25 protein-coding genes and 1 tRNA gene are annotated in these 26293 nt (G+C 70.3%); 6 read left to right on the forward strand and 20 right to left on the reverse strand.

Annotated features, from left to right (window positions below):
* Positions 1-83 precede the first annotated feature (83 nt).
* The gene (locus ASE44_RS06600) at positions 84-1250 is read right to left on the reverse strand and encodes an aminotransferase class V-fold PLP-dependent enzyme (protein WP_082455868.1); all 1167 of its coding nucleotides are present in this window, start codon (positions 1248-1250) and stop codon (positions 84-86) included.
* Positions 1247-2029 carry an isoprenyl transferase gene (locus ASE44_RS06605; protein WP_056007401.1) on the reverse strand — a complete coding sequence of 261 codons (783 nt, stop codon included), beginning with the start codon at positions 2027-2029 and terminating at the stop codon, positions 1247-1249. Before ASE44_RS06605 ends, ASE44_RS06600 begins: the two co-directional genes overlap by 4 nt.
* A gap of 73 nt (positions 2030-2102) precedes the next feature.
* On the opposite strand from ASE44_RS06605, the gene ASE44_RS06610 reads away from it, so the two are divergent.
* Positions 2103-2819 carry a hemolysin III family protein gene (locus ASE44_RS06610; protein ID WP_056007403.1) on the forward strand — a complete coding sequence of 239 codons (717 nt, stop codon included), beginning with the start codon at positions 2103-2105 and terminating at the stop codon, positions 2817-2819.
* Between the two features lie 45 nt (positions 2820-2864).
* Here ASE44_RS06610 and ASE44_RS06615 read toward each other — a convergent pair whose 3' ends face one another.
* Together ASE44_RS06615 and mca are read right to left on the reverse strand one after the other, a co-directional pair.
* Entirely contained in the window at positions 2865-3185 is a 321-nt protein-coding gene (locus tag ASE44_RS06615; protein WP_056007406.1) for a hypothetical protein, read from the reverse strand.
* On the reverse strand, positions 3182-4057 hold the full coding sequence (mca, locus tag ASE44_RS06620) for a mycothiol conjugate amidase Mca (protein WP_056778390.1): 876 nt from the start codon (positions 4055-4057) through the stop codon (positions 3182-3184). Before mca ends, ASE44_RS06615 begins: the two co-directional genes overlap by 4 nt.
* A 167-nt stretch (positions 4058-4224) precedes the next feature.
* Between mca and ASE44_RS06625 the strand changes: the two genes are divergently transcribed.
* Both ASE44_RS06625 and greA read left to right on the forward strand, forming a co-directional pair.
* Positions 4225-4704, forward strand: coding sequence for a DUF4307 domain-containing protein (locus ASE44_RS06625; RefSeq protein ID WP_056007411.1), 480 nt, complete (start codon positions 4225-4227; stop codon positions 4702-4704).
* A 152-nt stretch (positions 4705-4856) separates the two neighbouring features.
* Entirely contained in the window at positions 4857-5348 is a 492-nt protein-coding gene (gene greA / locus ASE44_RS06630; protein ID WP_235522561.1) for a transcription elongation factor GreA, read from the forward strand.
* 92 nt (positions 5349-5440) lie between these two features.
* Here greA and ilvA read toward each other — a convergent pair whose 3' ends face one another.
* On the reverse strand, positions 5441-6697 hold the full coding sequence (gene ilvA / locus ASE44_RS06635) for a threonine ammonia-lyase (protein ID WP_056007416.1): 1257 nt from the start codon (positions 6695-6697) through the stop codon (positions 5441-5443).
* The gene (locus ASE44_RS06640; protein WP_082455870.1) at positions 6694-8016 is read right to left on the reverse strand and encodes an AI-2E family transporter; all 1323 of its coding nucleotides are present in this window, start codon (positions 8014-8016) and stop codon (positions 6694-6696) included. Before ASE44_RS06640 ends, ilvA begins: the two co-directional genes overlap by 4 nt.
* A gap of 107 nt (positions 8017-8123) precedes the next feature.
* Here ASE44_RS06640 and ASE44_RS06645 point away from each other — a divergent pair, with 107 nt between their 5' ends.
* Both ASE44_RS06645 and ASE44_RS06650 read left to right on the forward strand, forming a co-directional pair.
* Positions 8124-9398: a winged helix-turn-helix domain-containing protein gene (locus tag ASE44_RS06645; protein ID WP_056778396.1), complete on the forward strand. Its 1275-nt coding sequence runs from the start codon at positions 8124-8126 to the stop codon at positions 9396-9398.
* A 109-nt stretch (positions 9399-9507) separates the two neighbouring features.
* Positions 9508-11052: a hypothetical protein gene (locus ASE44_RS06650; protein ID WP_056778399.1), complete on the forward strand. Its 1545-nt coding sequence runs from the start codon at positions 9508-9510 to the stop codon at positions 11050-11052.
* A gap of 135 nt (positions 11053-11187) precedes the next feature.
* Here ASE44_RS06650 and ASE44_RS06655 read toward each other — a convergent pair whose 3' ends face one another.
* From ASE44_RS06655 to ASE44_RS06675, 5 genes are all read right to left on the reverse strand, one after another.
* Positions 11188-12072 carry a M48 family metalloprotease gene (locus ASE44_RS06655; protein WP_056778402.1) on the reverse strand — a complete coding sequence of 295 codons (885 nt, stop codon included), beginning with the start codon at positions 12070-12072 and terminating at the stop codon, positions 11188-11190.
* An 18-nt stretch (positions 12073-12090) separates the two neighbouring features.
* A complete protein-coding gene (locus ASE44_RS06660; protein WP_056778405.1) occupies positions 12091-12657 on the reverse strand; it encodes a LemA family protein in 567 nt (188 codons plus the stop codon).
* A 132-nt stretch (positions 12658-12789) separates the two neighbouring features.
* Positions 12790-14103, reverse strand: a complete 1314-nt coding sequence (locus ASE44_RS06665; RefSeq protein WP_369817200.1) for a D-arabinono-1,4-lactone oxidase — start codon at positions 14101-14103, stop codon at positions 12790-12792.
* Complete coding sequence (locus ASE44_RS06670) at positions 14100-15344, reverse strand: alanine racemase (protein ID WP_082455871.1); 1245 nt, start codon at positions 15342-15344, stop codon at positions 14100-14102. Before ASE44_RS06670 ends, ASE44_RS06665 begins: the two co-directional genes overlap by 4 nt.
* Complete coding sequence (locus ASE44_RS06675; RefSeq protein ID WP_056778410.1) at positions 15344-16588, reverse strand: MFS transporter; 1245 nt, start codon at positions 16586-16588, stop codon at positions 15344-15346. Before ASE44_RS06675 ends, ASE44_RS06670 begins: the two co-directional genes overlap by 1 nt.
* Positions 16589-16875: 287 nt before the next feature.
* Here ASE44_RS06675 and ASE44_RS06680 point away from each other — a divergent pair, with 287 nt between their 5' ends.
* Complete coding sequence (locus ASE44_RS06680) at positions 16876-19092, forward strand: hypothetical protein (RefSeq protein WP_056778413.1); 2217 nt, start codon at positions 16876-16878, stop codon at positions 19090-19092.
* Positions 19093-19156: 64 nt separating this feature from the next.
* Here ASE44_RS06680 and ASE44_RS06685 read toward each other — a convergent pair whose 3' ends face one another.
* The 9 genes from ASE44_RS06685 to eno form a co-directional block, all read right to left on the reverse strand.
* A complete protein-coding gene (locus ASE44_RS06685; RefSeq protein WP_056778416.1) occupies positions 19157-19468 on the reverse strand; it encodes a rhodanese-like domain-containing protein in 312 nt (103 codons plus the stop codon).
* Between the two features lie 273 nt (positions 19469-19741).
* Positions 19742-19990, reverse strand: a complete 249-nt coding sequence (locus ASE44_RS06690; protein WP_157579812.1) for a hypothetical protein — start codon at positions 19988-19990, stop codon at positions 19742-19744.
* Positions 19991-20094: 104 nt separating this feature from the next.
* On the reverse strand, positions 20095-20310 hold the full coding sequence (locus ASE44_RS06695; RefSeq protein WP_157579813.1) for an Lsr2 family protein: 216 nt from the start codon (positions 20308-20310) through the stop codon (positions 20095-20097).
* Positions 20311-20346: 36 nt separating this feature from the next.
* Positions 20347-20420 (reverse strand) — tRNA-Leu (locus ASE44_RS06700).
* A gap of 102 nt (positions 20421-20522) precedes the next feature.
* On the reverse strand, positions 20523-22076 hold the full coding sequence (locus tag ASE44_RS06705; protein ID WP_082455872.1) for an NAD(P)/FAD-dependent oxidoreductase: 1554 nt from the start codon (positions 22074-22076) through the stop codon (positions 20523-20525).
* Between the two features lie 66 nt (positions 22077-22142).
* Positions 22143-23369: a S8 family serine peptidase gene (locus ASE44_RS06710; RefSeq protein ID WP_327078805.1), complete on the reverse strand. Its 1227-nt coding sequence runs from the start codon at positions 23367-23369 to the stop codon at positions 22143-22145.
* 101 nt (positions 23370-23470) lie between these two features.
* Entirely contained in the window at positions 23471-23992 is a 522-nt protein-coding gene (locus tag ASE44_RS06715) for a DUF501 domain-containing protein (protein ID WP_056007448.1), read from the reverse strand.
* Between the two features lie 38 nt (positions 23993-24030).
* Positions 24031-24825 (reverse strand): septum formation initiator family protein, encoded by a 795-nt coding sequence (locus ASE44_RS06720; protein ID WP_157579814.1) that lies wholly within the window; start codon positions 24823-24825, stop codon positions 24031-24033.
* A 74-nt stretch (positions 24826-24899) separates the two neighbouring features.
* A complete protein-coding gene (eno, locus tag ASE44_RS06725; protein WP_056007454.1) occupies positions 24900-26180 on the reverse strand; it encodes a phosphopyruvate hydratase in 1281 nt (426 codons plus the stop codon).
* Positions 26181-26293: the final 113 nt, after the last annotated feature.

Genomic DNA, 26293 nt, shown 5'->3' on the forward strand with positions numbered 1-26293 from the left:
CGATGCGACGACACGCCCCGTGTCCTGTTACGGGGAGGTGAACAGATGGGGGTCGCCCGACGAACCGGGGGTGGAGCGGCGGATCAGTAGCTCGCCGCGGTCGCGAACGACACCAGTGCCCCGCGGAGCAGCTCCAGCGTCTCGCGCGTGGTGCCGGCGTGCACGCTGAGCCGCACGGTCGTGCCGCGCGTGGTCGCGGTGACGCCGTGGTTCGCCAGCGACGTCGACAGGGTCTCGAGGACCGCCTCCTCGGGCTCCAACGCGACGATCCCGGCTCGTTCACGCTCGTCGCGCGAGGTGAGCACGGGGATGCCGAACTCGTCGGCCAGCTCGATGACCTCGCTCACGAGTCCGGCGATCGTGCTCTGGACGACCGGTGTGCCCACGGCCAGGGTGGCCTCCAGGGATGCGGCGAAGCGTGCAGCCGCGAGGGGGTCGGCCCGGGTGATCGAGTACGCGCTCGCAGTCCGGCTCGGTTCCGGGGTCGCGCTGAACGGCCAGGGTTCGTCCGTTCCGGTGACCCCGGAGAGGACGGGCTCGAGACGGTCCAGGGCCCGATCGCTCATGGCGAGGAACCCGGTGCCCCACCCGGCCCGCATCCACTTCTGTCCGCCGCTGGCGACGACGTCGGCCGCCTCGAACGGCGCGTCGACGACGCCGAAGCCCTGGATGGCGTCGACGATCAGCAGACGGTCCCCGATCACCTCGCGGATCGCGTGCAGGTCGGCCAGGAACCCCGTCCGGTAGTCGACGAGGCTGACGGCGACCGCGGTCACCTCGTCGTCGAGCTGCGCGCGGATGCGGTCCGGGGTCACGTGGCCGCGATCGGTCTCCAACCAGCGCGGTGTGAGGACGCCCCGGTGCTGCGACGCCCGCTCAGCCGCCAACGGGAGCGAGGGGTACTCGGCCGCGGAGAGGAGGACGACGCCGCGCAGGCCGAACATCGTGTGGACGAGGCCCTGCGAGGTGTTCGGCTGGGCGACGATCTGATCGGGCCGGAACCCCGTGAGCGCACCGACGGCGGCGCGCATCCGCGCGTCCATCGCGTCGACGTCGACGAGCCCGCCGAACGCCGCCTGACCGAGCACCTCGTTCCACCGGGCGGCCTCGGCTCCGGCGCTCCGGGACAGCGGCCCGACGCTGCCGTAGTTGAGGTAGCCGGTGTCCTCGCCGAAGTCGCCCTGGAAGGCGGGCAGACGGTCGTCGGCGTCGCCCTGGTCCGCGGTCTGCTCGTCGGGGTTCCGGTTCATCCGCCGAACCGCCGCTGCCGCCTGGAGAAGTCGCGGAGGGCACGCAGGAAGTCGACCTCTCGGAGGTCTGGACCGAGCGCCTCGACGAAGTAGAACTCACTGTGCGCGCTCTGCCACAGCATGAAGTCGCTCATCCGCTGCTCCCCGCTCGTGCGGATCACGAGGTCAGGGTCGGGCTGGCCACCCGTGTAGAGGTGCTCACCGATGAGGTCGGGGGTGAGCAGGGCAGCGAGGTCCTCGAGACTTCTGCCCTCGAGGTGGTGCTTGGCGACGATCGCCCGCATGGCGTCGACGATCTCCGTCCGTCCGCCGTACCCGACGGCGAGGTTGATGTGCATCCCCGCGCGATCGGCGGTGCGCTCCTCGGCGCTCTCCAGCGCGGTGCGCAGCGATTCGGGGAGCCCCGCGCTCGACCCGACGTGCTTCACCCGCCAGTCGCGGTAGTGCGAGAGTCCCTCGGCCAGATCGGCGATGATGTCGACGAGGTCGTCGAGTTCGTCCGGGGCCCGGTTCACGAGGTTGTCGCTCGAGAGCAGGTACAGGGTGACGACACCGATGCCGAGGTCGTCGCACCAGGTGAGGAACTCGCGCATCTTCGCTGCACCGGCGCGGTGACCGTGGGCCGCCGTCTCGTAGCCGAGCTGCTTGGCCCACCGCCGGTTGCCGTCGATGATCATCGCGACATGGTGCGGCAGTGTCTGCGGACTGAACGTCTTCCGCAGGCGTCTCGCGTAGAGGCCGTACAGGAAGCCGTCCACCGGTGCGGAATGCCTCGTCATCACCCTGCAACGCTAGTGCAGTTTCCTCCGCTGCTCCCAGGAGGAGTTCCGCACCACCCCGTATCCTGAGCACATGACGACCGGAGAGCCCGAGCTGCCGAACCTGCCCTTGCTCGAGGTCGCCGCCGTCGACGCCGCCACACCGGACGAGGTCAAACCGAGCTGGCGCGGCTGGCTCCACGCCGGGATCTTCCCCATCTCCATCATCGCCGGGATCGTGCTCGTGACGCTGGCGCAGGGTGCTGCGGCGAAGTGGAGTTCGACCGTGTTCGTGCTCACGTCGATGCTGTTGTTCGGCAACTCGGCGTTGTACCACCGGTTCTCCTGGCGGCCCCGCGTGAAGCTGCTCCTCAAGCGGATCGACCACGCCAACATCTTCCTGCTGATCGCCGGCACCTACACCCCGCTCGCGGTCCTCGCCCTCCCGCCGGAGCAGGGAACGCTCCTGCTCGTCCTCGTGTGGGGTGGCGCGCTCCTCGGCATCGGGTTCCGAGTGTTCTGGATCGGTGCTCCGCGCTGGCTCTACGTCCCGCTCTACCTCGCGCTCGGGTGGGGCGCAGTCGCCTACCTCGGCGAGATCGCGAACAGCAACGTCGCGACGATGGTGCTCATCGCGACCGGCGGGCTGTTCTACACGGTCGGGGCGATCATGTACGCCATGAAGCGGCCGAACCCCTGGCCCGGGCGGTTCGGGTTCCACGAACTGTTCCACCTGTGCACGGTGCTCGCGTTCCTGTGCCACTGGAGCGGCATCCTGCTGATCGCGATCGACCCGGTGTACCACCGCTGATCATCGTCGCGTCGGGCGCACGCCCGACGGTGCGACACCGTCGGCTCAGCGGCGCGGGTCGTCCGGCTTCCGGAGGGGATCGGTCGAGCCGCCATCGGGGGCGATCGGACCGTCAGCGCCGTCGGCGCGTGCCGCATCCCGCTCGGCGACCTCCGCCTGGAGGCGCTCGTCGATCTCGGCACGGTAGTTGACCCGGCGAACACGGCGCACCATGTCGATCACGAGGAAGACCACGATGCCGGCGATGGCGAAGGTGATGACGAAGCCCCAGGGCCCCGGCGTCACCTGGTTCTCGTCGAACTGCGGTGAGGGTGACGGCGACGGCGTGACCGCCAGGACGAGCTCGGTGAGCAGGTGGTGCATCATGCGGTTCCTTCACTGGTGTCGACGCCGTCGAACAGCTCCGACTCTGGGGTGGCCGACGCGACGTGCGAGGTGACCAGCTGGTAGTCCTCGAACGGCCACGCGGCGCGCAGGACGTCGTTCGGCCAGAAGAAGAACGGTGAGTCCGGCGGCACCTGGCTGCCATGGGCCCGGAGCGCGTCGTCGCGTGCCTCGAAGAAGTCGCCGACACGCACGTGCGTCGTGGCGAGGTCCGGCCGACCGGCCATCCACTCGCGCATCTCCGCCAGTCGCTCGACCGCCGGGTCGTCGGGGTGGTGCTCGAGGAGATAGGCGTACACCGCCTCGAGCCTGGCCGGGCTGAACGAGCGGTCGTAGTAGAGCTTGTCCACGCGCCAGGGGTCGCCGGCCTCCGGGTAGCGGTCGGCGTCGGCCGCGGCGTCGAACGCGGCGACGCTCACCTCGTGGCACCGGATGTGGTCTGGGTGCGGATACCCGCCGTTCTCGTCGTAGGTGACGATGACCTGCGGACGGAACGACCGGACGATCCGCACGAGCACGCCGGTCGAGACCTCGAGCGGGATGTCGGCGAAGCTCGCCGGCGGGACCGTGCCGTCGTCGCGGGCCATGCCGCTGTCCTGGTAGCCGAGCCAGCGGTGCTCGATGTCGAGGATCTCCTGAGCCGCGGCCATCTCGAGGCGGCGGTACCCGGGGAGGTCGCGCTCGATCATCGCGACGTCGGCGAGTCCGGGGTTCTGGAGGTCGCCGCGTTCGCCTCCTGTGCAGCTCACGACCATGACCTCGGCGCCGAGGCTGCGGTAGTACGCGAGCGTCGCGGCCCCCTTGCTCGACTCGTCGTCGGGGTGGGCGTGCACCGCGAGCAGTCTCATGGTCATGGTGCTCCGCCTTCCGGCTGATCTCCGCGAGGAACGGCCTCGCGACTCGTGACGTGGCGACGCGGTCGGGACGCCGCATCCAGGAAGAGGCAATACGCTTGAGGTGTCGACCTCGAGCCGTCTCGCGCTCCTGGTCAAGCTTAACCGTTCGAACCGGAGCCCGTGACGTGACCCCCTCCCCTCGGAACGCCGCCCCGCACGCGGCCGACTCCCAGGACACCGCACCGCCGTCGGCGGTCCTCCCGGACGCCATCGCGGCCCGGTACGGACGCACGTCCCGGAACCGGGCTCGGGACCGCCGCCTGATCTGGTCCGCCGCGGCCGCGTTCGCCGTCGTCTTCGTCGCCTGGGTCGTCTGGGCGGGCCTCGACGGCAGCCGCCCGAGCATCGAGTCGCGCAACACCGCGCACGAGATCGTCGACGACACCCTCGTCAGCGTCTCGTTCGAGGTCACCGGCCCGCAGGACACCCCGATGGCCTGCTCGGTGCAGGCGCTCAACGAGCAGTTCGCGGTGGTCGGTTGGAAGGTCGTCGAACTGCCGCCGTCGGAGCAGCGCACCCGGAACCTCACCGAACTCGTCCGGACCACGGAGCTCAGCAACACCGGCGTCGTCGACACGTGCTGGGTGGTCGAGGACGGTTCCTGACCCGGAGCACCCCGGCCCGCGCCGCACTCCTGCGGCGATCGTGCGATACTCGATGGACGTACTTCTCACGCCCCGGCATTCCGCCGGGGCGTCTGGCATATGACGGGCGTTTCGGCCGTCGTGTGCGACCCACCATGCAAAGGAGTTCCATCGTGTCCGAGCAGATCCAGGAGACGTTCCTCACCCAGCAGGCCTTCGACCGGCTGCAGGCAGAACTCGAGCACCTCAGCACCACGGGCCGCGAGGAGATCGCCAAGCGCATCGAAGCGGCTCGCGAGGAGGGCGACCTCAAGGAGAACGGCGGTTACCACGCCGCGAAGGACGAGCAGGGCAAGCAGGAGGCGCGCATCCGCACGCTCACGCAGATGCTGCGCGACGCCAAGGTGAGCGAGGCCCCCGAGTCGAACGGCGTCGTCGAGTCCGGCACCGTCATCACCGCGGTCGTCGCGGGCGGCGAAGAGCGCTTCCTGCTCGGCAGCCGCGAGATCGCCGGCAACACCGACCTCGACGTCTACAGCGAGGGCAGCCCGCTCGGGGCGGCCATCCTCGGACTGAAGATCGGCGAGACGACCACCTACGAGGCGCCCAACGGCAAGGAGATCACCGTGTCGATCAGCGCCGTCGAGACCTACACCGGTTCCTGATCCCGGCGGCCGCACCGCGGTCGCCCGGACGTGACGAAGGGCCCCACCGATGCGGTGGGGCCCTTCGTCGTCGAGCGTGGTGTCGTGCCGACTCAGTCGTCGACGATCTGCGGGTCGTAGCCCGCCTCACGGAGGGTCTGCACCACCAGGTCGCGGTGGTCGGGGCCGCGCGTCTCGATGCTGAGCTCGAGCTCGACGTCGCTGATCTGGAGTCCGTGGCCGTGCCGGGTGTGGAGCACCTCGATGACGTTGGCGTTCGCCTGCGCCACGAGTTCGGCCGTCCGCGCGAGCTGTCCGGGACGGTCGGGCAGTGGGATGCGGAGGGTCAGGTAGCGGTCAGAGGCGGCGAGCCCGTGGCTCACCACCCGCTGCAACAGGAGCGGGTCGATGTTCCCACCCGAGAGGATCGTGACCGTCGTCCCGGTCGGCTCGATCTTGCCGGCCAGGATCGCCGCGACCCCGGCCGCCCCGGCCGGCTCGACGACGAGTTTCGCGCGTTCGAGGAGGACGACGATCGCACGGGCCAGGTCGTCCTCGGAGACGGTGACGACCTCGTCGACGAGCGCGCTGATCATCTGGAAGTTCAACTCGCCGGGACGGGCCACGGCGATGCCGTCGGCGATCGTCGGCTGCACGGTGATGGTCGTCGGCGTGCCCGCCTCCAGGGACACCGGGTACGCGGCGGCGTTGGCCGCCTGCACGCCGATCACCCGGATGGTGCGACCTTCCAGGGCCGCCCGCTGCTTCATGACGCCGGCCACGCCGGAGATGAGGCCGCCGCCGCCGATCGGGACGATGACCGTCTCGACGTCGGGCACCTCCTCGAGGATCTCGAGGCCGAGCGTGCCCTGCCCCGTGATGACGTCGGGGTGGTCGAACGGCGGGATGAGGATCGCACCCGTCTCCGCGGCGAACTCGGCGGCGGCGATGAGCGGTTCGGCGACCGTGTGGCCGCGCAGGATGACGTGGGCACCGTAGTCGCGGGTGGCGGCGAGCTTGGGCAGCGGGACCCCGACCGGCATGAAGATGGTCGCGGCGATGCCGAGCTCGCGCGCGGCGAATGCGACTCCCTGCGCGTGGTTGCCGGCGGAGGCCGCGACCACGCCCCGAGCGCGTTCCTCCGGCGTCAGGCTCGACATGCGGTTGTACGCGCCACGGATCTTGTAGGAGCCGGTGCGCTGGAGGTTCTCGCACTTCAGATGCACCGGGACGCCGAGGACGTCGGCGAGGTAGCGGGAGCTCTCCATCGGGGTGCGTTGGACGGTGCCGACGAGGGTGTCCCTGGCACGCTCGAACGCGGCGAGCGACGGGCCGGGGATCACAGGTGCGGTGGTCGTTGAATCGGTCATGGTGTGCGGGGTCCTGGACTTTCTGGGGACGGGGTCGCTGGGAGGTCGTCGCTGGGGTGCTGGGGCTCCTGATCGGCTGGGCGATCCTTGGGCTCGTGGGACGAGCGGGAGCCCGGACGGATTCGCCTGGGGCTCGGGACGGTCTGCCAGATGGCGCCGTCGGCGTCCGGCTCCGGTGGAGCGGTGCCGCCGGTCCGCCAGGTGCCGCTGGCGATGGTGTGGACCATCACGTTGATCACGGCCACCACGGGTACGGCGAACAACGCGCCGGGGATGCCCGCGACGAGCGTGCCGCCGGCCACCGCGAGCACCACGGCCAGGGGGTGCACCTTCACCGCGGTCCCCATGATGAGTGGCTGGAGGACATGCCCTTCGAGCTGCTGCACGAGGAGGACGACACCCAGCATCAGCAGGGCGATCAACGGTCCGTTGTAGACGAGTGCGAGGAACACCGCGACGGCCCCGGTGACGACGGCGCCGACGATCGGCACGAACGAACCCAGGAAGACGAGCACGGCGACCGGGATGGCGAGGGGGACCCCGAGGATGAACGCGCCGAGGCCGATGCCGACCGCGTCGATCGAGGCCACGAGGATCTGCGTGCGCACGTAGTTGCCGAGCGTCCGCCAGCCCGCGCGGCCCGCGCTGTCGACGGCGGGACGTGCCCGCTGCGGGAAGACGCGTACCGTCCAGCGCCAGATCGTCCGACCGTCGATGAGCATGAACAGCAGGCAGAAGAGGGTCAGGAAGACGCCCGTGGCGACGTGGCCGAGCGTCGAACCGATCGACAGCGCGCCGGAGAGGAGCACCTGGCCGTCCTGTTGGAGCGAGTCGAAGGCCTGGGCGATGAAGTCGTTGAGCTGCGCCTCGGTCACGTGCAACGGACTGGCGAGCAGGAAGGCCTTGAAGTCGCCGTAGGCGGTCATGGTGCGGGCCTGCACGGAAGCGAACTGCGAGGTGATCTGCGAGATGGCGAGGAAGATCAGTCCGCTGACCACGGAGAGCGTGCCGACCATCGCGAGCGCGATGGCGAGGCCCTTCGGCCAGCGATGCCGCACCAGGACGTCGACGACGGGCTTCAGCAGCGCCGAGACGAGGACGGCGATGAGCAGCGGGATGACGATGAGGCGGAGCTGCACGACGAGGAAGACGAGCAGTGCGACGACCGCGGCGACCAGGAGGATCCGCCAGGACCATGCTGCGGCCACGCGCATGCCGCGCGGAACACTGCTCGAGCCGCTCAGCTCGGGTTCGCGCACGGGCGTTGTCGCTTCGGGAAGGAAACGTCCCCACCAGGTCTTCGGAGTGTCGTCCGCCATTGCTCAAGTGTAGGGCTGGCACATGCCTGTCCGAGCATGCGGATGACGGGCTCTGTGCCCTCGTCGTGGGCCGCCCGGGTGTCGGCGGCCGGTGCTAGCGTCGGGCCGTGCCCGCTCCCCTCTCCCCTGCTCTCGCCCGACGGATCGCACTCGGTGCGCAAGGCCTCGGCGGGCCACCGCGCACGTCCCCGGCCGGGACCCGCACGCTCCGCTCCACGATCGACCGCCTCGGCCTCCTGCAGATCGACTCCGTCAACGTCTTCGAGCGCAGTCACTACCTCCCGCTCTTCGCGCGGCTGGGCGGGTACGACAAGGGCCTCCTCGACGGCCTGACCCTCGCCGCCGACTCGCCCTACCTGGAGTACTGGGCGCACGAGGCGGCGTTCATCCCCCGCGAGTCGTGGCCGCTGTTCCGCTGGCGGATGGAGGCGAACCGCGCGAAGCATGCGGGCGACGACACCACCTGGGCGAGCCAGAACCCGGAGATGCTGGACTGGGTGCGAGCCCTGCTGCGCGCCGAGGGGCCGTTGAAGGCGAGCGAGATCGAACACGACGCGAACGTCCGACGCGGACCCTGGTGGGGATGGTCCGACGTGAAGCGGGCGTTGGAGGTGCTGTTCCTCTACGGCGAGGTCGTCACGGCCGGACGCGATCGATTCGAGCGCCGGTACGCGCTCGCCGAGCAAGTGCTGCCGCAGCACCTCCTCGACGTGGACGTCGCCCGGCCCGACGCGATCCGCGCGCTCGTCGAACAGGCCGCGGCGGCGCAGGGCGTCGCGACCCTCGCCGACCTGGCGGACTACTTCCGGATCAAGCCGCAGACCGCGGTCCGCCTGGCGGTCGACGAGCTCGTGGACGCCGGCGTCCTCGAGCCGGTCTCCGTCGCCGGTTGGGACCGACGCGGCGGGCCGCATGAGGCCTGGATCCATCGCGACGCCCGTCGACCGCGACGCATCGAGGGGGCGGCTCTGCTCAGCCCGTTCGACCCGGTCGTCTGGTTCCGCGAACGCGCACTGCGGATGTTCGGACTCCACTACCGGATCGAGATCTACACACCGGAGCCCAAGCGCGTCTACGGGTACTACGTCCTGCCGGTCCTGATCGACGGCGAGATCGTCGCGCGCGTCGATCTGAAGAGCGACCGCCAGGCGGGGGTCCTCCGTGTCCAGTCCGCGTGGTTCGAGCGTGGGCATGAGGATGACGTCGCCCGGGGGCTCCGTCCCATCGCCGACGACGCGATCGCGGGGCGCCTCGCGGGGTTGCTCGAGCAGACGGCCCACTGGCAGGGACTCGACGCCGTGGTCGTCGTCGATCGAGGGACGCTCGCGGCTCCCCTGGCCCATGCGGTCGGCACCACGCTCGTCTCCCGTCCACCCGCGTAGGCATGGGCACTACTCCCCATGCTCAGGGGTCGCAATCACTCTCAGGGGATGCACACCGACTGCTAAGTTGATGAGCACCTTCATGGTCCGAAACGAGGGGAACCCGCCCATGAGCAACGACGACACCACACCCGCACAACCCGGCCGACCGAACCCGGACGAGCAGCCGAACCAGCCGTACCAGGGGCAGCAGCAGTCCCCGTACCAGCAGGGTCAGCAGCCGTCCGACAACCCGTACCAGTCGGGCCAGCAGCAGACGCCGAACCCCTACCAGCAGGGCCAGCACACGCCGCAGAACCCCTACCAGTCGGGCCAGCAGCAGACGCCGAACCAGGCACCTCCGGCTCCGTACGGCCAGCAGACCGGCCAGCAGCCGACCGGCGGCCAGAACCCGTACCAGCAGGGCCAGCAGCAGACCGGCGCGCAGAACCCGTACCAGCAGGGCCAGCAAGGCCAGCAGCCGAACGGCCAGTACGCGACGGCGCAGAACCCCTACGCGACGGGCGCGCCCAAGCAGCCGATGGATCCGAAGCAGAAGAAGCGGATCATCATGTGGTCGTCGATCGCCGGTGGAGCGCTCGTCCTCATCGCAGCGGCAGCCATCACGATCGGTGTCCTGAACACCACGGCCTTCGGACCGCAGGCGAAGGTCGAGGAGTACCTCAAGGCCATCGCCGCGGGTGACGCCAAGCTCGCCAACAGCCTCGTGGCCCCCGACCCCTCGATCGTCGGCAGCACGGACGACGCCACGGCGGAGCCCGAAGCCACGAAGGAACCTGAAGCCACCCCCGACCCCGACGAGTCGGCAGCCCCCGACGATGACGCTGACGCCGATGCTGCAGCTCCCACCGCGGTGAAGCCGACGGCGCTGCTCACGAACGAGGTCCTCAAGGCCGCGGACGAGCGCATCAAGGACCCGAAGGTCGGCCGCGTCTACAACCGCAACGGCGAGGCTCGCGTGCAGGTCACGTACGAGCTCGGCGGCAAGAAGTACGAGGACACGGTCACGCTCGAGAGCGAAGGCAAGCAGTTCCTGTTCTTCGACCAGTGGAAGCTCGCGAGCTCGCTCGTCGGCAGCATCAGCGTGTACACCGGTCTCGGCGGCACAGCGTTCAGCGTCAACGGCGTCAACTTCGACGGTGCGGCTGACGCAAGCCTCTTCGCTTACCCGGCCGTGTACACGATCGCGCCGCCGGAGAGCAAATTCCTGCAGGGCGACGCGCAGACCATCACCCTGACCTCGTACACCGCCGGCGAAGGTTCGGCCTTCGTCGACATCGACGTGACGGCCACGGAGGCCCTCACGACCGAGGTGACCAAGCAGGTCGTCGCCATGATCGAGAAGTGCCTCGGCGCCACCACGCTCGACACCGAGTGCGGCGTCATGCCCGACTGGCAGCAGAAGCAGTTCTCGAGCGTCGGTCCGGTCACGTGGACGCTCACCTCTCCCCCGACCGTCGAGGTCGATGAGAGCGGTTCGTACTTCTACACCTCGGCCGGCCGCATCGACGGCTCGTTCGACGCCTCCTGGTACGGCAGCGCCGTCACCGGGCAGCAGGTGTGGGACACGTACCTGAACTTCCCGGGCAAGATCACGATCGACGCCGATGACAAGGTCACGGTGACGTTCGACTCCGACGAGCAGACCGAATAACGGTCCTCGCCTGAACGCCGAATGGGGCGGCACCTCCGGGTGCCGCCCCATTCGTGTGTCCCGGTTCGAAACGCTGACCGGTCCAGACCGCGCCGACAGGAACCAGACGGTGCCCACGAGAACCCGACCTGCCCGTTAGAACCCGTCGCCGATGGTGCTGAGTCGCTTGATGCGCTCGACGAGCGGCGGGTGCGTGCTGAAGAGTCGGGCCACGGCCCCTGGCTTCAGCGGGTCGGCGATCCACAGGTGCGCCATGGACGAGTTCTGCTTCGCCATGGGTCGACCGTAGGCGGCCAGCTTGCCGAGCGCACTCGCGAGGGCCTCCGGGTGGCGGGTGGTGAGCGCGCCCGTCGCATCCGCGAGGTACTCGCGCTGCCGCGAGATGGACAACTGGACGAGCGTCGCGAGCAATGGCGCCACCAGCATGGCGACGATCCCGATGACGAGCATGACGGGGTTGCCGCCGTTGTTGTTGTTGCGGTTGCCGCCGCCCCAGATCGTCATCCGGAGGAGCATGTCCGAGAGGAACCCGATCGCGACCACGAGCCCGAAGACGACCATCGAGACGCGGATGTCGTAGTTGCGGACGTGGCCGAGTTCGTGCGCCATGACGCCCTCGAGCTCGGCGTCGTTGAGGATGTCGAGGAGGCCGGTGGTCGCGGCCACCATGGCGTGCTCCGGATCGCGTCCCGTCGCGAAGGCGTTCGGCGCCGGATCGACGATGAGGTAGACCTCGGGCATCGGTGTACCGGTGGTGATCGCGAGGTTTTCCACGATGCGGTACAGCCGCGGGTGGTCGGCGAGCTCGATGCGTTGCGCGCCCGTCATCGCGATCGCCTGGCGGCCGGCGAAGAAGTACTGGATGCAGGCGTACACGACGGCGACGACCAGGACGATGATCGTGATCGTGAGGTTCTGGTACAGGTATCCGGCCAGCCACCCGAGCCCGCCGATGATCGCCAGGAAGACGATGAAGATCAGGACGGTGTTGCGCTTGTTCCGCGCGATCGCTCGGTACACCGGACGGCGCTCAGGCGATCAGAACTGGACGCGCGGCGGTTCGGCGATCGCCGCGTTGTCGGTGACCTCGAAGAAGTCGCTCTCGGAGAAGCCGAGCCCCTTGGCGAAGAGGTTGTTCGGGAACACCTTGATCTTCGTGTTGAGCTCCCGGACGCCTCCGTTGTAGAAGCGACGCGAGGCCTGGATCTTGTCCTCGGTGTCGACGATCTCCGACTGCAGCTGCAGGAAGTTCTGGCTCGCCTGCAACTGCGGGTAGGCCTCGGCGACCGCGAAGATGCTCTTGAGCGCCTGCTGCATGTGCGTCTCAGCCTCGCTCACCGCGGCCGGCCCCTGGGCGGTCAGCGTCTCGGCACGGGCCTTCGTCACGTTCTCGAACACCGCCTTCTCGTGGGAGGCGTAGCCCTTCACCGCCTCGATGAGGTTCGGGATGAGGTCGGCGCGGCGCTTCAGCTGCACCGTGATGTCGCTCCAAGCCTCCTCGACGCGGACGTTCAGCGTCACGAGCGAGTTGTACGTCACCCAGAAGTAGATGCCGACGATGACGACCAGGGCGACGACGATGAGGACTGGGATCAGCCATTCCATGAGGATGGGCTCCTTGCGAATCGATGGAGAGCGGGTCTGTCCATTCTATCCGCGAGGCGCGGCAACCCTTGGGGACTTCGCAGGAAGCACGCAGCCGCCATGCAGCCAGCGCCTGCGGGCCCCGCTTCGGCGTCACTCGCCGAGGACGCGCGTGAGGTACGGGTTGCCGAACACCCGGCCCGGGTCGAGACGGTAGCGAAGGGCGAGGAAGTCGTCGAAATGCGGGTACGCACCCCGGAGGGAGGAGGCGTTCCGGCCGTGCAGCTTGCCCCAGTGCGGCCGACCCCCGAGCTCCGTCATGATCGCCTCCACGGCCCGGAAGTACTCCCCCGGGTCCTCGCGGAAGAACCGGTGGACGGCGACATAGCCGGTCGCCCGGCCCGAGGCCGTGGACAGCCAGAGTTCGTCGGATGCCGCGACCCGCACCTCGATCGGGAACGAGATCCGCCACCCGCGTTCCTCGATGAGGGCTCGAACCTTGGCGAAGGCGGTCGGCAGCTGCTCGAGCGGGACGGCGTACTCCATCTCGACGAACCGCACCGTCCTGCTGGTCGTGAACACCGCCGTCGACCGGTCGACGAACTCCCGATCACCGACGAGCCGGTCGGCGAGTCGATTCACCCCCGGGACGATGGCGGGCGCCACGGTGCCGACGTTGCAGAGCACGCGGTACACCCCGTTCGCGAGCAGGGTGTCGTCGACCCACCGCTCGAGCGGCCGGAGTGGACGCACCGCGGAATCACCCGGGAGTCGCACGTTCGTCTTCGTGAGGGCGGTCCCGGTGTGCGGGAACCAGTAGAACTCGAAGTGGTCGACGGCGGCGGCCCGAGCGAGCAACTCCGACAGCAGCCCGTCCAGCGGTTCGGGTCGCTCGACGGCGTGCAGCACGAAGGCCGGGACGCACTGCAGGGTGACCTCGACCAGGATGCCCAGCGCTCCGAGACCGAGCGCCAGCGCCGGCAGCAGCGCGGTCTCCTGCTCGTCGTCGGCGGTCAGCAGCTCGCCGTCGGCGGTCACCAGTACCACGCCGACGACCTGCGTGGCGATCCCGCCGAAGGCCGATCCCGTCCCGTGCGTCCCCGTGGAGATCGCGCCGGCGATGGACTGCCGGTCGATGTCGCCGAGGTTGGGCATCGCGAGCCCGTAGGGTTCGAGCAGCCGCGGGACGTCGTGGAGGCGGGTCCCCGCGCGCAGGGTCACCCGGCGACGCTCCCGGTCGACCCGCACCACCCCGGACAACGCGTCGAGTTCGAGCAGCACCCCGGGTGCCACGGCGATCCCGGTGAAACTGTGACCCGCACCGACGGCTTTGATCGGCAGGCCGGCACCGGCTGCCGCACGGATGAGGCGCTGCACCTCGACGATCGACGCCGGGCGTTCGACGCGCACCGGCCGCACCCGTTCGGTGCGCGCCCAGTTCGTCCACACACTCCGACCGCGCATCAGATGAACCCCCGGCCTTCACCGCGGTACGTCGGGAGGACGGCCTCGACCCCGTCGTCGCCGATCACGTGGAACGCGTCGACGCGCTCGCTGAGCTCGCCCGACTTGGTGTGTCGCAACCAGACACGGTCGCCGAGCCGCAGAGCCGCCGCCGCCGCGCCGGAGACCGGCGTCTGGACCTCCCCCGCCATCTCGCGCGGGAGCATCCGCAGGCCTTCGGGCCAGGCGATCACCGGGAGCCGGTCCAGCCCGGGTGGCCCGGAAGCCACCCAACCGCCACCGAGGACGGTCGCGAGTTCGGCCGACGGCTTGCGGACCACGGACAGGCCGAAGGCAGCTGCGGGAGCCGGCGTGAAGGCCCGGTAGTGGTCGAAGAGGTGGCCGCCGAAGACACCGCTGCCGGCGGCGATCTCCGTCACGGCGTCATCGGACGCGGTCAGTTCGAGCGACCCGGTCCCTCCGCCGTTCACGAACTCGAGGTCCGTCACCGCGCGCACCTCGGCGACGACGGCGGCACGCCGCTCCCGGAGCTCCGCCCACGATCGCCGTTGGATCGCGCGGAGGGCGGCCGACCAGGCAGGCCGACCGGCCAGGTCGTCGCCCTGCCCCGCGATCTGCGCCTCGTAGGCCATGACACCCACCAGCCGGAAGCCCGGCCGGCGGTCGACCACCTCAGCGAGCGCCCGGACCGCGTCGGGGGTGCGGAGCGGTGAGCGGCGGACGCCGATGTGGCCGAGCGCCGGCGTGCGGAAGGAGGCGTCGAGCTCGATGCAGACCCGGATCTCGGCGCGCCGCCCCGGTGGCACGACGCTGTCGACGAGGTCGAGGTGCTCGACCGAGTCGATCATGATGGTGACCCTCCGCGCCGCCCGTTCGTCGGCGCCGAGCCGGTCGATCGCGCCGCGTTCCGCGGTCGGGTACCCGACCACGACGTCGTCGACGGTCTCCGCGAGCCAGAGCGCCTCCGCCAGGGAGTACGCGAGGACGCCCTCGTAGCCGGGCTGGCGGAGGAGGGCGTCGATGACGCCGCGCACGCGGATCGACTTGCTGGCGATGCGGATGGGTTTGCCTGCGGCCCGCCGGAGCAGGTCGTGGGTGTTGTACCGGAGCGCCCCGAGGTGCAGGACGGCGGCGGGCGAGTCGACGTGGGCGACTGCGCGTTCGATGCCGCCCCAGTACCGCCTCGGGTCGAGCCACGGCGTCGGGTCGGTCACACGACCGCCCGCGGTCAGTTCGATGGACATCAGCGCACTCCTCTGACTCGGGTGACGGCGATCGCCCCGGCGACGGCACACGCCGCCGAGACGAGGTACAGCCCGGCGAATCCGCCGAGCCACGCGACGAGACCGGCGCCGATGAGCGGCGCGACCGCCTGCGGCACGGCCTGCGCGATGTTCATGATGCCGAGGTCCTTGCCGTGGGACGTGGGGTCCGGGAGCACCTGCGTGGCGAGCGCCTGGTCGACCGACATGAAGCAGCCGTAGCCGAGTCCGATCAACGCGGACGAGACGAAGCCCATCGGCAGCGACGGCCAGATCGCGAGCAGGAGCGCGGCGAGGGCCTGCGACACGGACGCGGCGACGACGAAGGCCCGGCGACGACCGAGCCGGTCGGAGAGGCGGCCGAGCAGGATCGAGGACGCGACCACGAACACGGTGTAGACGATCGTGACGAGCAGGAGGTCGGTCTCCGCGTCGGCGTCGCCGAGCCCGTACAGCAGGAAGTAGAAGAGCAGGGAGGTGCTGAACGCGTTGCCGAGGTTGACGAGCACGCGGCTGAGCATCGTCCAGGCGAAGTCCGGATGCCGGCGCGGTGAGACCCAGAGGCTCTCCACGAGCGTCCGCGGGGTGAGCGGCGCGGGCCGCTCCCCCGCCGGGATCGGGTCGGGCAGGCGGAGGAAGGGCACGACGAGCGCGACGAGGATCGCCGCGAGCGCGAGGTAGCCGACGAACGGCTGGGTGTCGAGGAGGAGGAGCAGGGCGATGCCGAGGATGACGCCGACGGCCTGGGGTGCCGAGATCCATCCGGAGACGAACCCGCGTCGCTCCACGGGGACCTGGTCGGAGATGGTCGCGGTGAGTGCCGCTCCGAGCACGCAGAAGCCGACGATAGCGAGGCACCAGCAGACGCCGATACCGACGACGTCGGTCTGCAGACCGAGCAGCACGAGTCCGAGGGCGAACAAGAGCGTCCCGGCGGCGATCCACGGTCGCCGCCGGCCGTACCGCGACCTGGTGCGGTCGGAGAGGGCGCCGGTCAGCGGGTAGACGACGATGGAGCAGAGCCCCGCGGCCCCCGCGACCAGGCCGAAGGCCACGACGCTGTCCACCCAGTGCTCGGGGGCGAGCCGGGCGTCGATCTGCGCCGGCAGCAGGAGCTGCAAGGGTGCGAGCTGGGCCATCCACACGCCCAACCAGGCGGCGGCGAACGCGGTGACCCAGCGACCGGTGATGCGTCGGTCCACCATGGCGGTACCCGTGCCGCTCATCGTCGTCGCGATTCGGCCTGGGGCTCGAGACCGGGCGTCCGCATGGCGGAGACACTCGGTGGCTCCTGCACCGCGGGGATCCTCGCCATGGCGACCCTTCCAGGTGCGCTCCCGGGTCGTACCGCTCCATCGCCACCGGCCCGCCTGGGGCAGACGACCCAGTCGGGCCAGTATGTCGGACGAGCGGTCGCGGCGCACCTGTCCGAGCCGGGCTCCGGTGCGGATCGCCCGGGAATTGTCGGCCGATCTGGCGAGGGAGGTTGACTTCGCGCGGCGATCTTGGGGGAATGGAGACGGTGACCGGGGAACACGCGCGCGCAGGAACAGGAGTCCGATCGAATCGCTCGATCGGACGCGTCGCGATCCTCCTCACCGGTTTCCTGCTCGCGGGGCTGTGGACGACGACCGTCGCCGCCCCCGCCTGGGCGACGCCCGAACCGCTTCCGGCTCCCAGCCCGAGCGACACCTCGGCGGCCCCGACCCCGCCGCCGCTCGACGGTCCGACGATCACGAGTCCGGCCGCCGGCTCGTTCATCGGCAGCGGGTCGGTCACCGTCACGGGCACGAAGGACACCGGGACCGGCATCCAACTCCAGCTCGGTGACGGCATGGAACCGGCCTGCATCCTGCCGCAGGACGACGGCACCGACTGGTCCTGCTCGGTCGTCCTCCCGGACGGCGGCGGCATCTCGATCACCGCGGTCGAGGTCGGCGCCTCCGAGACCCTGTCCGCGCAGGTCTCCGTGTCCGCGCTCGGCCCGCCCACGATCACGGACGGGACCCCGAGCAACGGTGGCGTCCGCGGCACCGCCTACCCGGGCGCGACGGTGACCGTGCGTGCGGACTCCGGCGCCACCTGCAGCTTCGCGGCGGACAGCTCGGGCAGCTGGTTCTGCGTGCTGGGTGAGCCGCTGCCGGCCGGCGACCTCTCCGTCACCGCCACGCAGCAGGCGTCGTTCACGGGTGGACAGCGTTCCGACGCCTCCGCCCCCGTCGTCCTCTCGATCGATCGGGACGCGCCCGCTCCCCCGGTGATGACCTCGCCGGTCGCCGGCCAGGCGATGCCCCTGGGCGCCTCCACCTACGCCGGCACCGGCGAAGCGGGCGCGACCGTCACCGTGTTCGCCGACTCCACCTCCGTCTGCACGGCGGTCGTCGTCGACGGCTCCTGGACGTGCTCGGGTGCCGGTGTCCCGGCCGGCGCGCACGTGGTCCTCGCCATCCAGCAGGACGCGGCGGGCAACACGAGCGGCGCGAGCACGGCCGTCACCCTCACCTTCGGGGACGCCGCCGGAGCACCCGCCACACCCGCACCCTCCCAGCCGTCCCCGCTGCCGACGGAGGGCGCCTCGCCGGCGCCAGCCCCCGGGAGCCAGCCGCCGGGGACGCAGCAGCCGGCACCCTCACCGAGCGGCGAGCCGACGCCCGGTGCGGCTCCCCCGGTCGGTGGTGGCGGCGGGCTCTGGTCGGGCTCGACGCCGTTCTCCCAGACCCTCTCCTCGACGATCGACGGCCGTGGTCAGCCCGTCTGGTGGCTCGCGGCCCTGCTCGCGCTCGCAGCCGTGGCCCTCATCGCGGTCCCGGCGCGGCTCCTCGCGACCTCGACCGCCGGATGGCTGTCGATGGTCGGCGAACACCGTCGAGCACCCGTGACGGGGCGCAACCGGCCCCGCAGCGAGTTCGAGCGCCCGCCGTCCGTGCCGCTGCCGAGCCGGTCAATCCTCGCCGTCGTCACCACCGTCCTCGCCGCCGGCATCCTGATGTTCGCGCACCCGGTCGTCGGACAGCCGGCCTACCTCCGCCTGTGGTTCGCATCCGTGCTGGCCGTGGTCGTCATCAACGTCGCAGGGCTCCTCGCCCAGCTCGTCGTCGCCCGGCGGTCCGCACTCGGTCCGATGCGGGTCAGCATCCGGAGCGGTGGCCTCGTGACCGTGGGCCTCGTGACCGCGCTGTCGAGACTCTTCGCGCTGCAACCCGCGTTGCTCTTCGCCCTCCTGGCGGACCTTCGCCCAGCTCCGAGCACTGAGGCGTCCGATGACGCCGACACAGCCTCAGGGACCGTCACGCCGGCTCGTGCGGCAGGCGTCTCCACACGGACCGCCGGTCACCTCGCTCTGGCGAGGATCGCCGCCGCCGCCGGGATCGGATCCCTCGCCTGGCTCGTGTCCGCATTGGCCGGCGAGCCGAGCGGCGCCGTCGGCGCCATGGCCGTGGAGGCCGTGAACCTGACCGCGATCGCCGGGATCGGGTCGGCGTCGATCGCGCTCCTCCCCCTGGGTCCGCTGGGCGGTCGCGCCGTCCTCGACTGGTCCAAGCCGGTGTGGCTCGCGAGTGCCTTCCTCGGCTTCACCCTGCTGTTCGGACTCCTGGGTCCGACGGCGACGATGCCCGGCGCCACCGACACCCTCGTCGGGATCCTGCTGGGTGCGCTCGTCTTCGCGGCGATCGGTGCCGGCGCGTGGGCGTGGCGTCGACACATCCGTCCGCTCCTCGACGCGCACTGAGCGTGCCGTGGCGTCCGCGGAGGGCCCGGCTGGACGCGATCGGCAGGTGGACGCTTCGGGAGCGTCAGCCGGCGTCTGCGGCGCGCTGGACGGGCAGGCCGCTGGCAGCCCACTCGGAGATGCCACCGGTGACGTTCACCGCGTCGTAGCCCTGCTGCTCGAGGTACCCCGCGACCCGTGCACTGCGGCCGCCGGAGTGGCACATCACGTAGACCGTCTCCTCGCGCGGGACCTCGTCGAGGTGGTCGAGGAAGGACGACATCGGCAGATGCCTCGCGCCGGCCACGCTCGCGACGGCGACTTCGTCGGCCTCACGGACGTCGATGATGACGGCCTCGTCGAGCTTGCTCAGTTCGGTTGGGGTGATCTCCTGCATCGCATCAGCCTACCCTCGCATCGCTGCCGCGCGGCCTGGTCCGACGGCGGGCAGACGTGAGGGCGAGGTAACCCGAATACCTCGCCCTCACTTGAGGCGTCTAGCAACCGATCGACCAGGAAGCTTGCGGCTTCCGGGACCGGCTCACGGGTGACGCCCCCACTCGAAGGTAGCGGACCGTCGGCCCCTTCCGTGACGTCGACCGCCGTGTCGCGGCCCGGAAGGTGAAAATGGCGACCCCCGTTCGGGGGTGCTCACCGACGGCCGGGAGGGTCAGTGGGCGCTGTCGGGGTCGCGCGGGAGGTGGAGCTCGCCCGGGTCGACGTCCACGTCACCGACGTCGTCCGGCCCGCCCGTACCGGGGGCGACGTTGATCATGCCCGAGGCGATGTCGGGGTCGCGGACGACCGGCTGTCCGTCGTCCTGCTTGGCTTCCGTCTCGGCTTCGCTCGAGGGGCTGTAGGAGCGGTCCTTGGTCGTCTGCTCGTCGTCGTTCAGGCCGGATTCGTTCGGAGTACTCATGCTCAGCACGCTACTGGCCGTCACGGTCCGCACCCGGCCCCTTGCAGGATGGTCGAGAACGTGCAGACCTCCGAGGGCACCGGGACGGTTCGCGTCGGCCGCGATCAGTGCAGGCGGCGGAGCGACGCCGCGGCGACGACCGGCCGGGCCGCCTCGACGTACGCGGAGAGCGTCTCGCGGAGCGCAGCCGCGTTCTCGTCGGTCAGATCGATCTCGTAGTTCTCGCCGTCGATGCCGAAGCGGACGGTCTCCCCCAGTCCGCGCGGGATGTCGGAACCGTCGAGGTCGTCGATGAGCGTCGTGATCGTTCGGGTGGCCATGCGTCCATCCTCCCACCTCACGGAAGGGGATCGTCGTACCCCCGGTGGGGTTCGAACCCACACTGCGGCGATTTTAAGTCGCCTGCCTCTGCCAGTTGGGCTACGGGGGCGTGCCTCTCATCGTATCGAGGCGTGAGACGCCGAGAGGCGCATGTCCCGGCTGACCGATGACATGCGCCTCTCGAAGGACGGAGCGGGACGCTCCAGCCGGACTACTTGCTCGCGCTGACGTCCTCTGCAGGCGTCGCGTAGGCCTGCTCGTCGCCGGCGCCGGTCGGGGCACCTGCGGCGGCGGCGGGAGCCTCCGACGAGGGAGCCTCAGCGGCGGGCGCTGCGGCCTCGGCCGGGGCGGCCTTCGGCTTGCGCTTGACGGGAGCCTTCCGGGCCGGCTTCTCGGCGGCTGCCGGAGCCGCGGGGGCCGCAGCAGGAGCCGCGGCGTCCGCCGGGGGCTTCGGGCGCGACGCGAAGGTCTCGAACGCCTCGCGGGGCGTCTGGACGGCCTGCAGGGAGACGATGTCGCGTCCGAGCCAGAAGTTGTTCCACCAGCCACCGAAGACGCGGAACTTGCGCTCGAAGCTCGGCATGGCCAGACCGTGGTAGCCACGGTGGGCGAACCAGGCCGGAAGGCCCTTGATCGCGAGGTTGCCGGACTGGAACACGCCGACGCCGATGCCGAGACCGGCGACCGCGCCCATGTTCTTGTGGAAGTAGTTCTTCGGCTCCTCGCCACGGAGGACCGCGGTGATGTTCTTCGCGAGGAGCTTGCCCTGACGCACGGCGTGCTGCGCGTTCGGCACGCAGAACCCGCCGACACCGCCGCCGCTGAGGTCGGGGACGGCGGAGACGTCGCCGGCCGCCCAGGCGCCCTCGACGATGTCGTCGTCGGTGCCCACGCGGAGGTCGGCGCGGGTCTTGATGCGGCCACGCTCCTCGACGGGGAGGTCGCCACCACGGACGACACCCGGGTTCGCCATGACGCCGGCGGTCCAGACGATGAGGTCGGACTCGAACGACTCACCCGTGGAGAGCTCGATCTTGCCGTCGACCGCGGACTGCAGCTGCGTGTCGAGGTGCACGAGCGCGCCGCGCTCGGCCAGGTTCTTGAGGACCCAGTGGCTCGTCTCGATCTTGACCTCGGGCATGATGCGCCCCATGGCCTCGATGAGGTGGAAGTGCGTGTCCTCGAAGGAGAGCTGCGGGTAGAACTTCAGCAGCGAGCTGGCGAAGGAACGCAGCTCGGCGAAGACCTCGATACCGGCGAACCCGCCACCGACGACGGTGAACGTGAGCAGGCGGTCGCGCTCGGGACCGGCGGGCAGGTTGGCCGCCTTGTCGAAGTTGGAGAGCACGCGGTCGCGGATCGCGACGGCCTCCTCGATCGTCTTCAGACCGATCGCGGTGTCGGCGACACCCGGGATGGGGAAGGTGCGGGAGACGGCGCCGGCGGTGACGACGATGATGTCGTAGTCGACCTCCCAGGGCTCGCCGATCTCCGGCGTGATCGTCGCCTTCTTCTCGGCGTGGTTGATGCCCGTGACCTTGGCGGTGATCACGTTGGTGGACTTCAGGTGACGACGCGGCGAGACGACCGCGTGACGCGGCTCGATGGAACCGGCGGCGACCTCGGGGAGGAACGGCTGGTAGGTCATGTACGGCAGCGGGTCGACCATGGTGACTTCGGCTTCGCCACGGCGAAGCTGCTTCTCGAGCTTCCAGGCGGTGTAGAACCCGGCGTAACCACCACCGACGATCAGAATTTTGGGCACGGCGAACGATCTCCTACGTCAAGACGATTGGTTCAGATCAATGTCTGAGAATATCGGAACAGAGTACTACTTCCGCAGTACCCGCTTGAAATGCCTGGTAGCGCCTATGACACCGAGCGCCACCAGGCTACCAGTTCCGAGCAGGAGCGCCAGCGGCAATGACCCGTAGAGCAGGGTGCTCGGGGTGGGCAGGAAGGGGTTCGCGCGGACCTCGACGGCCTCGCCCTCCGGGATCGCGGGTGGCTGCGGTTCCGGTGTCGGCCGGTGGAACCCGTCGGCCGGATCGGTGTCCTGCGGAGCACGCCGGTAGAGCGTGATCCAGTCGGACAATTGCTCCTCCGGAGACGTCGACGCTGGCCCGACGGTTGCGCTGACCGCCCGCTCGGCGTCGATGAGACCGGCGCCGTAGATCGGACTCTGGGCGGAATCGCCCACCTGCTTCGCCGTGGCGGTCACTCGCTCGATGGCGTCGGCCGCGCTGAGGTCCGGCCACGCCGAGCGCACGAGCGCGACCAGCCCGGAGACGATCGGCGCCGCGCCGCTCGTGCCCTGCCACTGCACGGAGGAACCGGCCGGCGTCACCCCGACGAGCTGCTCGCTCGGCGCGGCGACCGCGATCGTGATGCCCTGGCTCGAGGCGTCGAAGCTCGCCGAGCCAGTCCGGTCCACGCCCGCGACGGTCAGCACCCCGGGGATCGTGGCGGGGGCGCCGACCTCGACCGTCCCGCTCCCCCGGTTGCCCGCCGCGGCGACGACGACCACGTCGTGCGAGAAGGCGTACAGGAACGCATCGTCCCAACTGGTCGGCCAGTCGAGACTGTTGCGGGTGAGGGACATGTTGATGACGTCCGCACCGTTGTCGACGGCCCACCGGACGGCCGTGGCGATCTGCTCGTCCCAGGGCACGACCGTAGACCCCTCCGAGCCGAACCCGACCGAGATGGAGAGCAGCCGGGCCTCCGGAGCGACGCCGATGACGCCCGCGCCACCCGTCCGGCCGCGGCCCGCGATCATCGACGCGACGAGCGTCCCGTGCTCACTCCCCTCGGACCCAACCGGGGTCCGTCCGTCGGCGCTGCCGAGACCGGAGACGTCGACGCCGCCCGCCACCGCACCGTTCAACTCCGTGGGACCGTCGGCGATCCCCGTGTCGATGACCGCGACGGTGACCCCGGCGCCCTTCGTCGTCTCCCACGCCGTGGTGAACCCGTAGTCGTCGAGCCAGTACTGCATGTCGCGGACGGTGTCCGCCGAGGCCGGGAGTGCCGGTGCGACGACGAGGATGACTGCCACCAGGGCACCCAGCGCGGGGCGCAGACCACGGAGACCACGCGGACGGCGTCCGTGTCGCTCCCCGACGCTCCCCCGCGTGCGACGTCCGTCGCGTGCGGGGGCTATCCCAGACCCGCCTGGCCGTCCGCGCATGCGCAGACCTCCGGGCTCCACGTCGCACGCTCGAGCGCGAGGTCGCCGATGGGGTTGACGCCCGGGCCGGCCGCGAGGGCGTGGCCGACGAGCGCGTGCAGGCATTTGACCCGGACCGGCATGCCGCCGGCGGAGATCCCGTCGATCTCGGCGACCTCGGCGATGGAGGTGCGGTCGGCGAGGTAGGCGGCGTGAGCGCTCGCGTACCCGCTCCGCAGCTCCTCGTCCTCGGCGAGCAGCTCGGTGTACTCGTTCATGACCTGCGTCGCCTCGAGCGAGGACACCGCGGCGGTGGCCGCAGGATGCGTCAGGTAGTAGAAGGTGGGGAACGGCGTGCCGTCGGCGAGACGCGGTGCCGTGGAGACCACGGTCGGGGCACCGCACACACAGCGTGCGGAGATGCCGACGACGTCCCGTGCCGGGCGTCCGAGTTGCGCCGACACGATCTCGACGTCACGCTCGGAGACGGGGCCGAAGGGAGGGGTGCTCATGGTTCCATTATCGCCGGGATCACCGACGTCGCTCGACGTCAGCCTCCGGCGGGCGGCGCGGCGGGTGTCGTCTGCGCGGGCGCCGGTGTCTGCGCCGGGTCGGTGGCGTCGGTCGCGGTCGGTGCCGGCGAGTACCCTGTGGCGACGAGCGAGGCCAGCAGTCCGTCGAGCCAGTCCGACTTCGCGTCGACGAGGGTGTCGCTCACCGGGGTCTCGGTCGTGGGCAAGGACGCCGGGTCGACGTCGTTGATGATGATGTAGCTCACCTCGCCGGGCAGCGCGTAGAACAGGCGGTCGCGGGCCTGCGTCATGACGTAGCTCTGGTCGTTCCACCGTTCGCGCTCCGCCTGCTGGGCGTCGACCTTGGCCTGGGTGTCGGCGACCGAGGCCTGCAGGACCGCGATCTGCTGCCGCTGCTCGAGGAAGGTCTTGAGGTTCGGGGCGAGGACGACGACACCGAGGACCAGGATGCCGAGGAGGAGCACGCTGAACCCCGAGAGGCGGAGGCTCCGCAGCCATCCGCCGGCCTCGGACGGGCGTGCCGGGGCCGTCCTCGTCGATCCGGTCCGCGTCCGCGGGCCCGAGGAACCGGCGGCCGCCGAGCGGGCGGCCTTGGTCGCGGGTCGCGTCGCCTTCGTCGCGGATCGCGCCGGCTTCGCCGTGGCTCCCGCTGCGCGCTTGGACGGCGCGGCGCCCCGCGGCGCGGTCGCCTTGTCGGCTGACGGCCGCCGAGACGCCGACGACCGCTGCTTCGCCGTGCTGGCGGACGACGTCCCGCTCGTCGGCGGCGTGCCCTTCGGCTCGCCTCCGGCCGGCATCGATGGCTTCTTCACAGGCGCCTCCCGCACACGACGAAGGCTCTCAGGGGTGCCGATCGGCACCCCTGAGAGCCTTCAGGTGACGATGCTTAGGCGGTGAACCGGGGGAAGGCGCTGCGGCCGGCGTAGACGGCTGCCTGGCCCAGCTCCTCTTCGATCCTCAGCAACTGATTGTACTTCGCGACCCGCTCGCTGCGTGCAGGCGCACCGGTCTTGATCTGGCCCGCGTTCGTGGCGACGGCGAGGTCGGCGATCGTGGTGTCCTCGGTCTCACCGGAGCGGTGCGAGAGGATCGTGGTGTAGCCGGAGCGCTGCGCGAGCGAGACCGCGTCGAGCGTCTCGGTGAGCGTACCGATCTGGTTGACCTTGACGAGCAGCGAGTTCGCCGCACCCTTGGCGATGCCGTCGGCGAGACGCTTCGGGTTCGTGACGAACAGGTCGTCGCCGACGATCTGGACCTTGGAACCGAGCTCCGGCGTGAGGTGGGCGTACCCGGCCCAGTCGTCCTCGGCCAGCGGGTCCTCGATCGTGATGAGCGGGTAGTTCGCGACGAGGTCGGCGTAGTACGCGGTCATCTCGGTGCTGTTGAGCGCCTTGCCCTCGAACTGGTAGGCGCCCTCCTTGTAGAACTCGCTGGAGGCGACGTCGAGGCCGAGCGCGATGTCGGTGCCGACCGTGAAGCCGGCCTGCTCGATGGCCTCGACGATGAAGTCGAGGGCTGCGCGGTTGTGCTCGAAGTCGGGGGCGAAGCCGCCCTCGTCGCCGAGGCCGGTGGCGAAGCCCTTCGACTTCAGCAGGCCCTTCAGCGTGTGGTACGTCTCGGTGCCCCAGCGGAGCGCCTCACGGAAGCTCGGAGCACCGATCGGCAGGATCATGAACTCCTGGATGTCGACGCCGGTGTCGGCGTGCGAGCCACCGTTGATGATGTTCATCATCGGGACGGGCAGGACGTGGGCGTTGGCGCCGCCGACGTACCGGTAGAGCGAGAGGTCCGCGGAGTCCGCAGCGGCACGGGCGACCGCGAGGCTGGCGCCGAGGATGGCGTTCGCGCCGAGGCGGCTCTTGTTCTCGGTGCCGTCGAGCTCGATCATGGTGTGGTCGACGAGACGCTGGTCGTCCGCCTCGATGCCCTCGAGGGCCGGGCCGATCTCGTCGAGGACGGCGTCGACCGCCTTCTCGACGCCCTTGCCGAGGTACCGTGCGGCATCGCCGTCACGCAGTTCGTACGCTTCGAACGCACCGGTCGATGCGCCGGACGGGACTGCTGCACGACTGACCGTGCCGTCCTCCAGGAGCACCTCGACCTCGACGGTCGGGTTGCCTCGGGAGTCGAGAATTTCGCGAGCGCCTACTGCCTCGATGAGTGCCACTGATGTTCTCCTTGTGGGGATTGGGACGTGGGACGGGTACGACGGCCGCCCGCGCTCAGTCTAGTGACATCGGCTGAACGGGCGCAGGGCCCCGGTCCGTCGACGGGTGACAC

The organism is Plantibacter sp. Leaf1 (genome assembly GCF_001421315.1).
In the GTDB taxonomy this organism is placed as follows: Bacteria; Actinomycetota; Actinomycetes; order Actinomycetales; family Microbacteriaceae; genus Plantibacter.

Excerpts from the sequence above, each read along its gene's own strand:
- ASE44_RS06600 (WP_082455868.1), bottom strand. The coding sequence starts at position 1,250 with ATGAACCGGAACCCCGACGAGCAGACCGCGGACCAGGGCGACGCCGAC.
- ASE44_RS06605 (WP_056007401.1), bottom strand. The coding sequence starts at position 2,029 with ATGACGAGGCATTCCGCACCGGTGGACGGCTTCCTGTACGGCCTCTAC.
- ASE44_RS06610 (WP_056007403.1), top strand. The coding sequence starts at position 2,103 with ATGACGACCGGAGAGCCCGAGCTGCCGAACCTGCCCTTGCTCGAGGTC.
- ASE44_RS06615 (WP_056007406.1), bottom strand. The coding sequence starts at position 3,185 with ATGATGCACCACCTGCTCACCGAGCTCGTCCTGGCGGTCACGCCGTCG.
- mca (WP_056778390.1), bottom strand. The coding sequence starts at position 4,057 with ATGACCATGAGACTGCTCGCGGTGCACGCCCACCCCGACGACGAGTCG.
- ilvA (WP_056007416.1), bottom strand. The coding sequence starts at position 6,697 with ATGACCGATTCAACGACCACCGCACCTGTGATCCCCGGCCCGTCGCTC.
- ASE44_RS06640 (WP_082455870.1), bottom strand. The coding sequence starts at position 8,016 with ATGGCGGACGACACTCCGAAGACCTGGTGGGGACGTTTCCTTCCCGAA.
- ASE44_RS06650 (WP_056778399.1), top strand. The coding sequence starts at position 9,508 with ATGAGCAACGACGACACCACACCCGCACAACCCGGCCGACCGAACCCG.
- ASE44_RS06660 (WP_056778405.1), bottom strand. The coding sequence starts at position 12,657 with ATGGAATGGCTGATCCCAGTCCTCATCGTCGTCGCCCTGGTCGTCATC.
- ASE44_RS06670 (WP_082455871.1), bottom strand. The coding sequence starts at position 15,344 with ATGTCCATCGAACTGACCGCGGGCGGTCGTGTGACCGACCCGACGCCG.
- ASE44_RS06675 (WP_056778410.1), bottom strand. The coding sequence starts at position 16,588 with ATGAGCGGCACGGGTACCGCCATGGTGGACCGACGCATCACCGGTCGC.
- ASE44_RS06680 (WP_056778413.1), top strand. The coding sequence starts at position 16,876 with ATGGAGACGGTGACCGGGGAACACGCGCGCGCAGGAACAGGAGTCCGA.
- ASE44_RS06685 (WP_056778416.1), bottom strand. The coding sequence starts at position 19,468 with ATGCAGGAGATCACCCCAACCGAACTGAGCAAGCTCGACGAGGCCGTC.
- ASE44_RS06690 (WP_157579812.1), bottom strand. The coding sequence starts at position 19,990 with ATGAGTACTCCGAACGAATCCGGCCTGAACGACGACGAGCAGACGACC.
- ASE44_RS06695 (WP_157579813.1), bottom strand. The coding sequence starts at position 20,310 with ATGGCCACCCGAACGATCACGACGCTCATCGACGACCTCGACGGTTCC.
- ASE44_RS06715 (WP_056007448.1), bottom strand. The coding sequence starts at position 23,992 with ATGAGCACCCCTCCCTTCGGCCCCGTCTCCGAGCGTGACGTCGAGATC.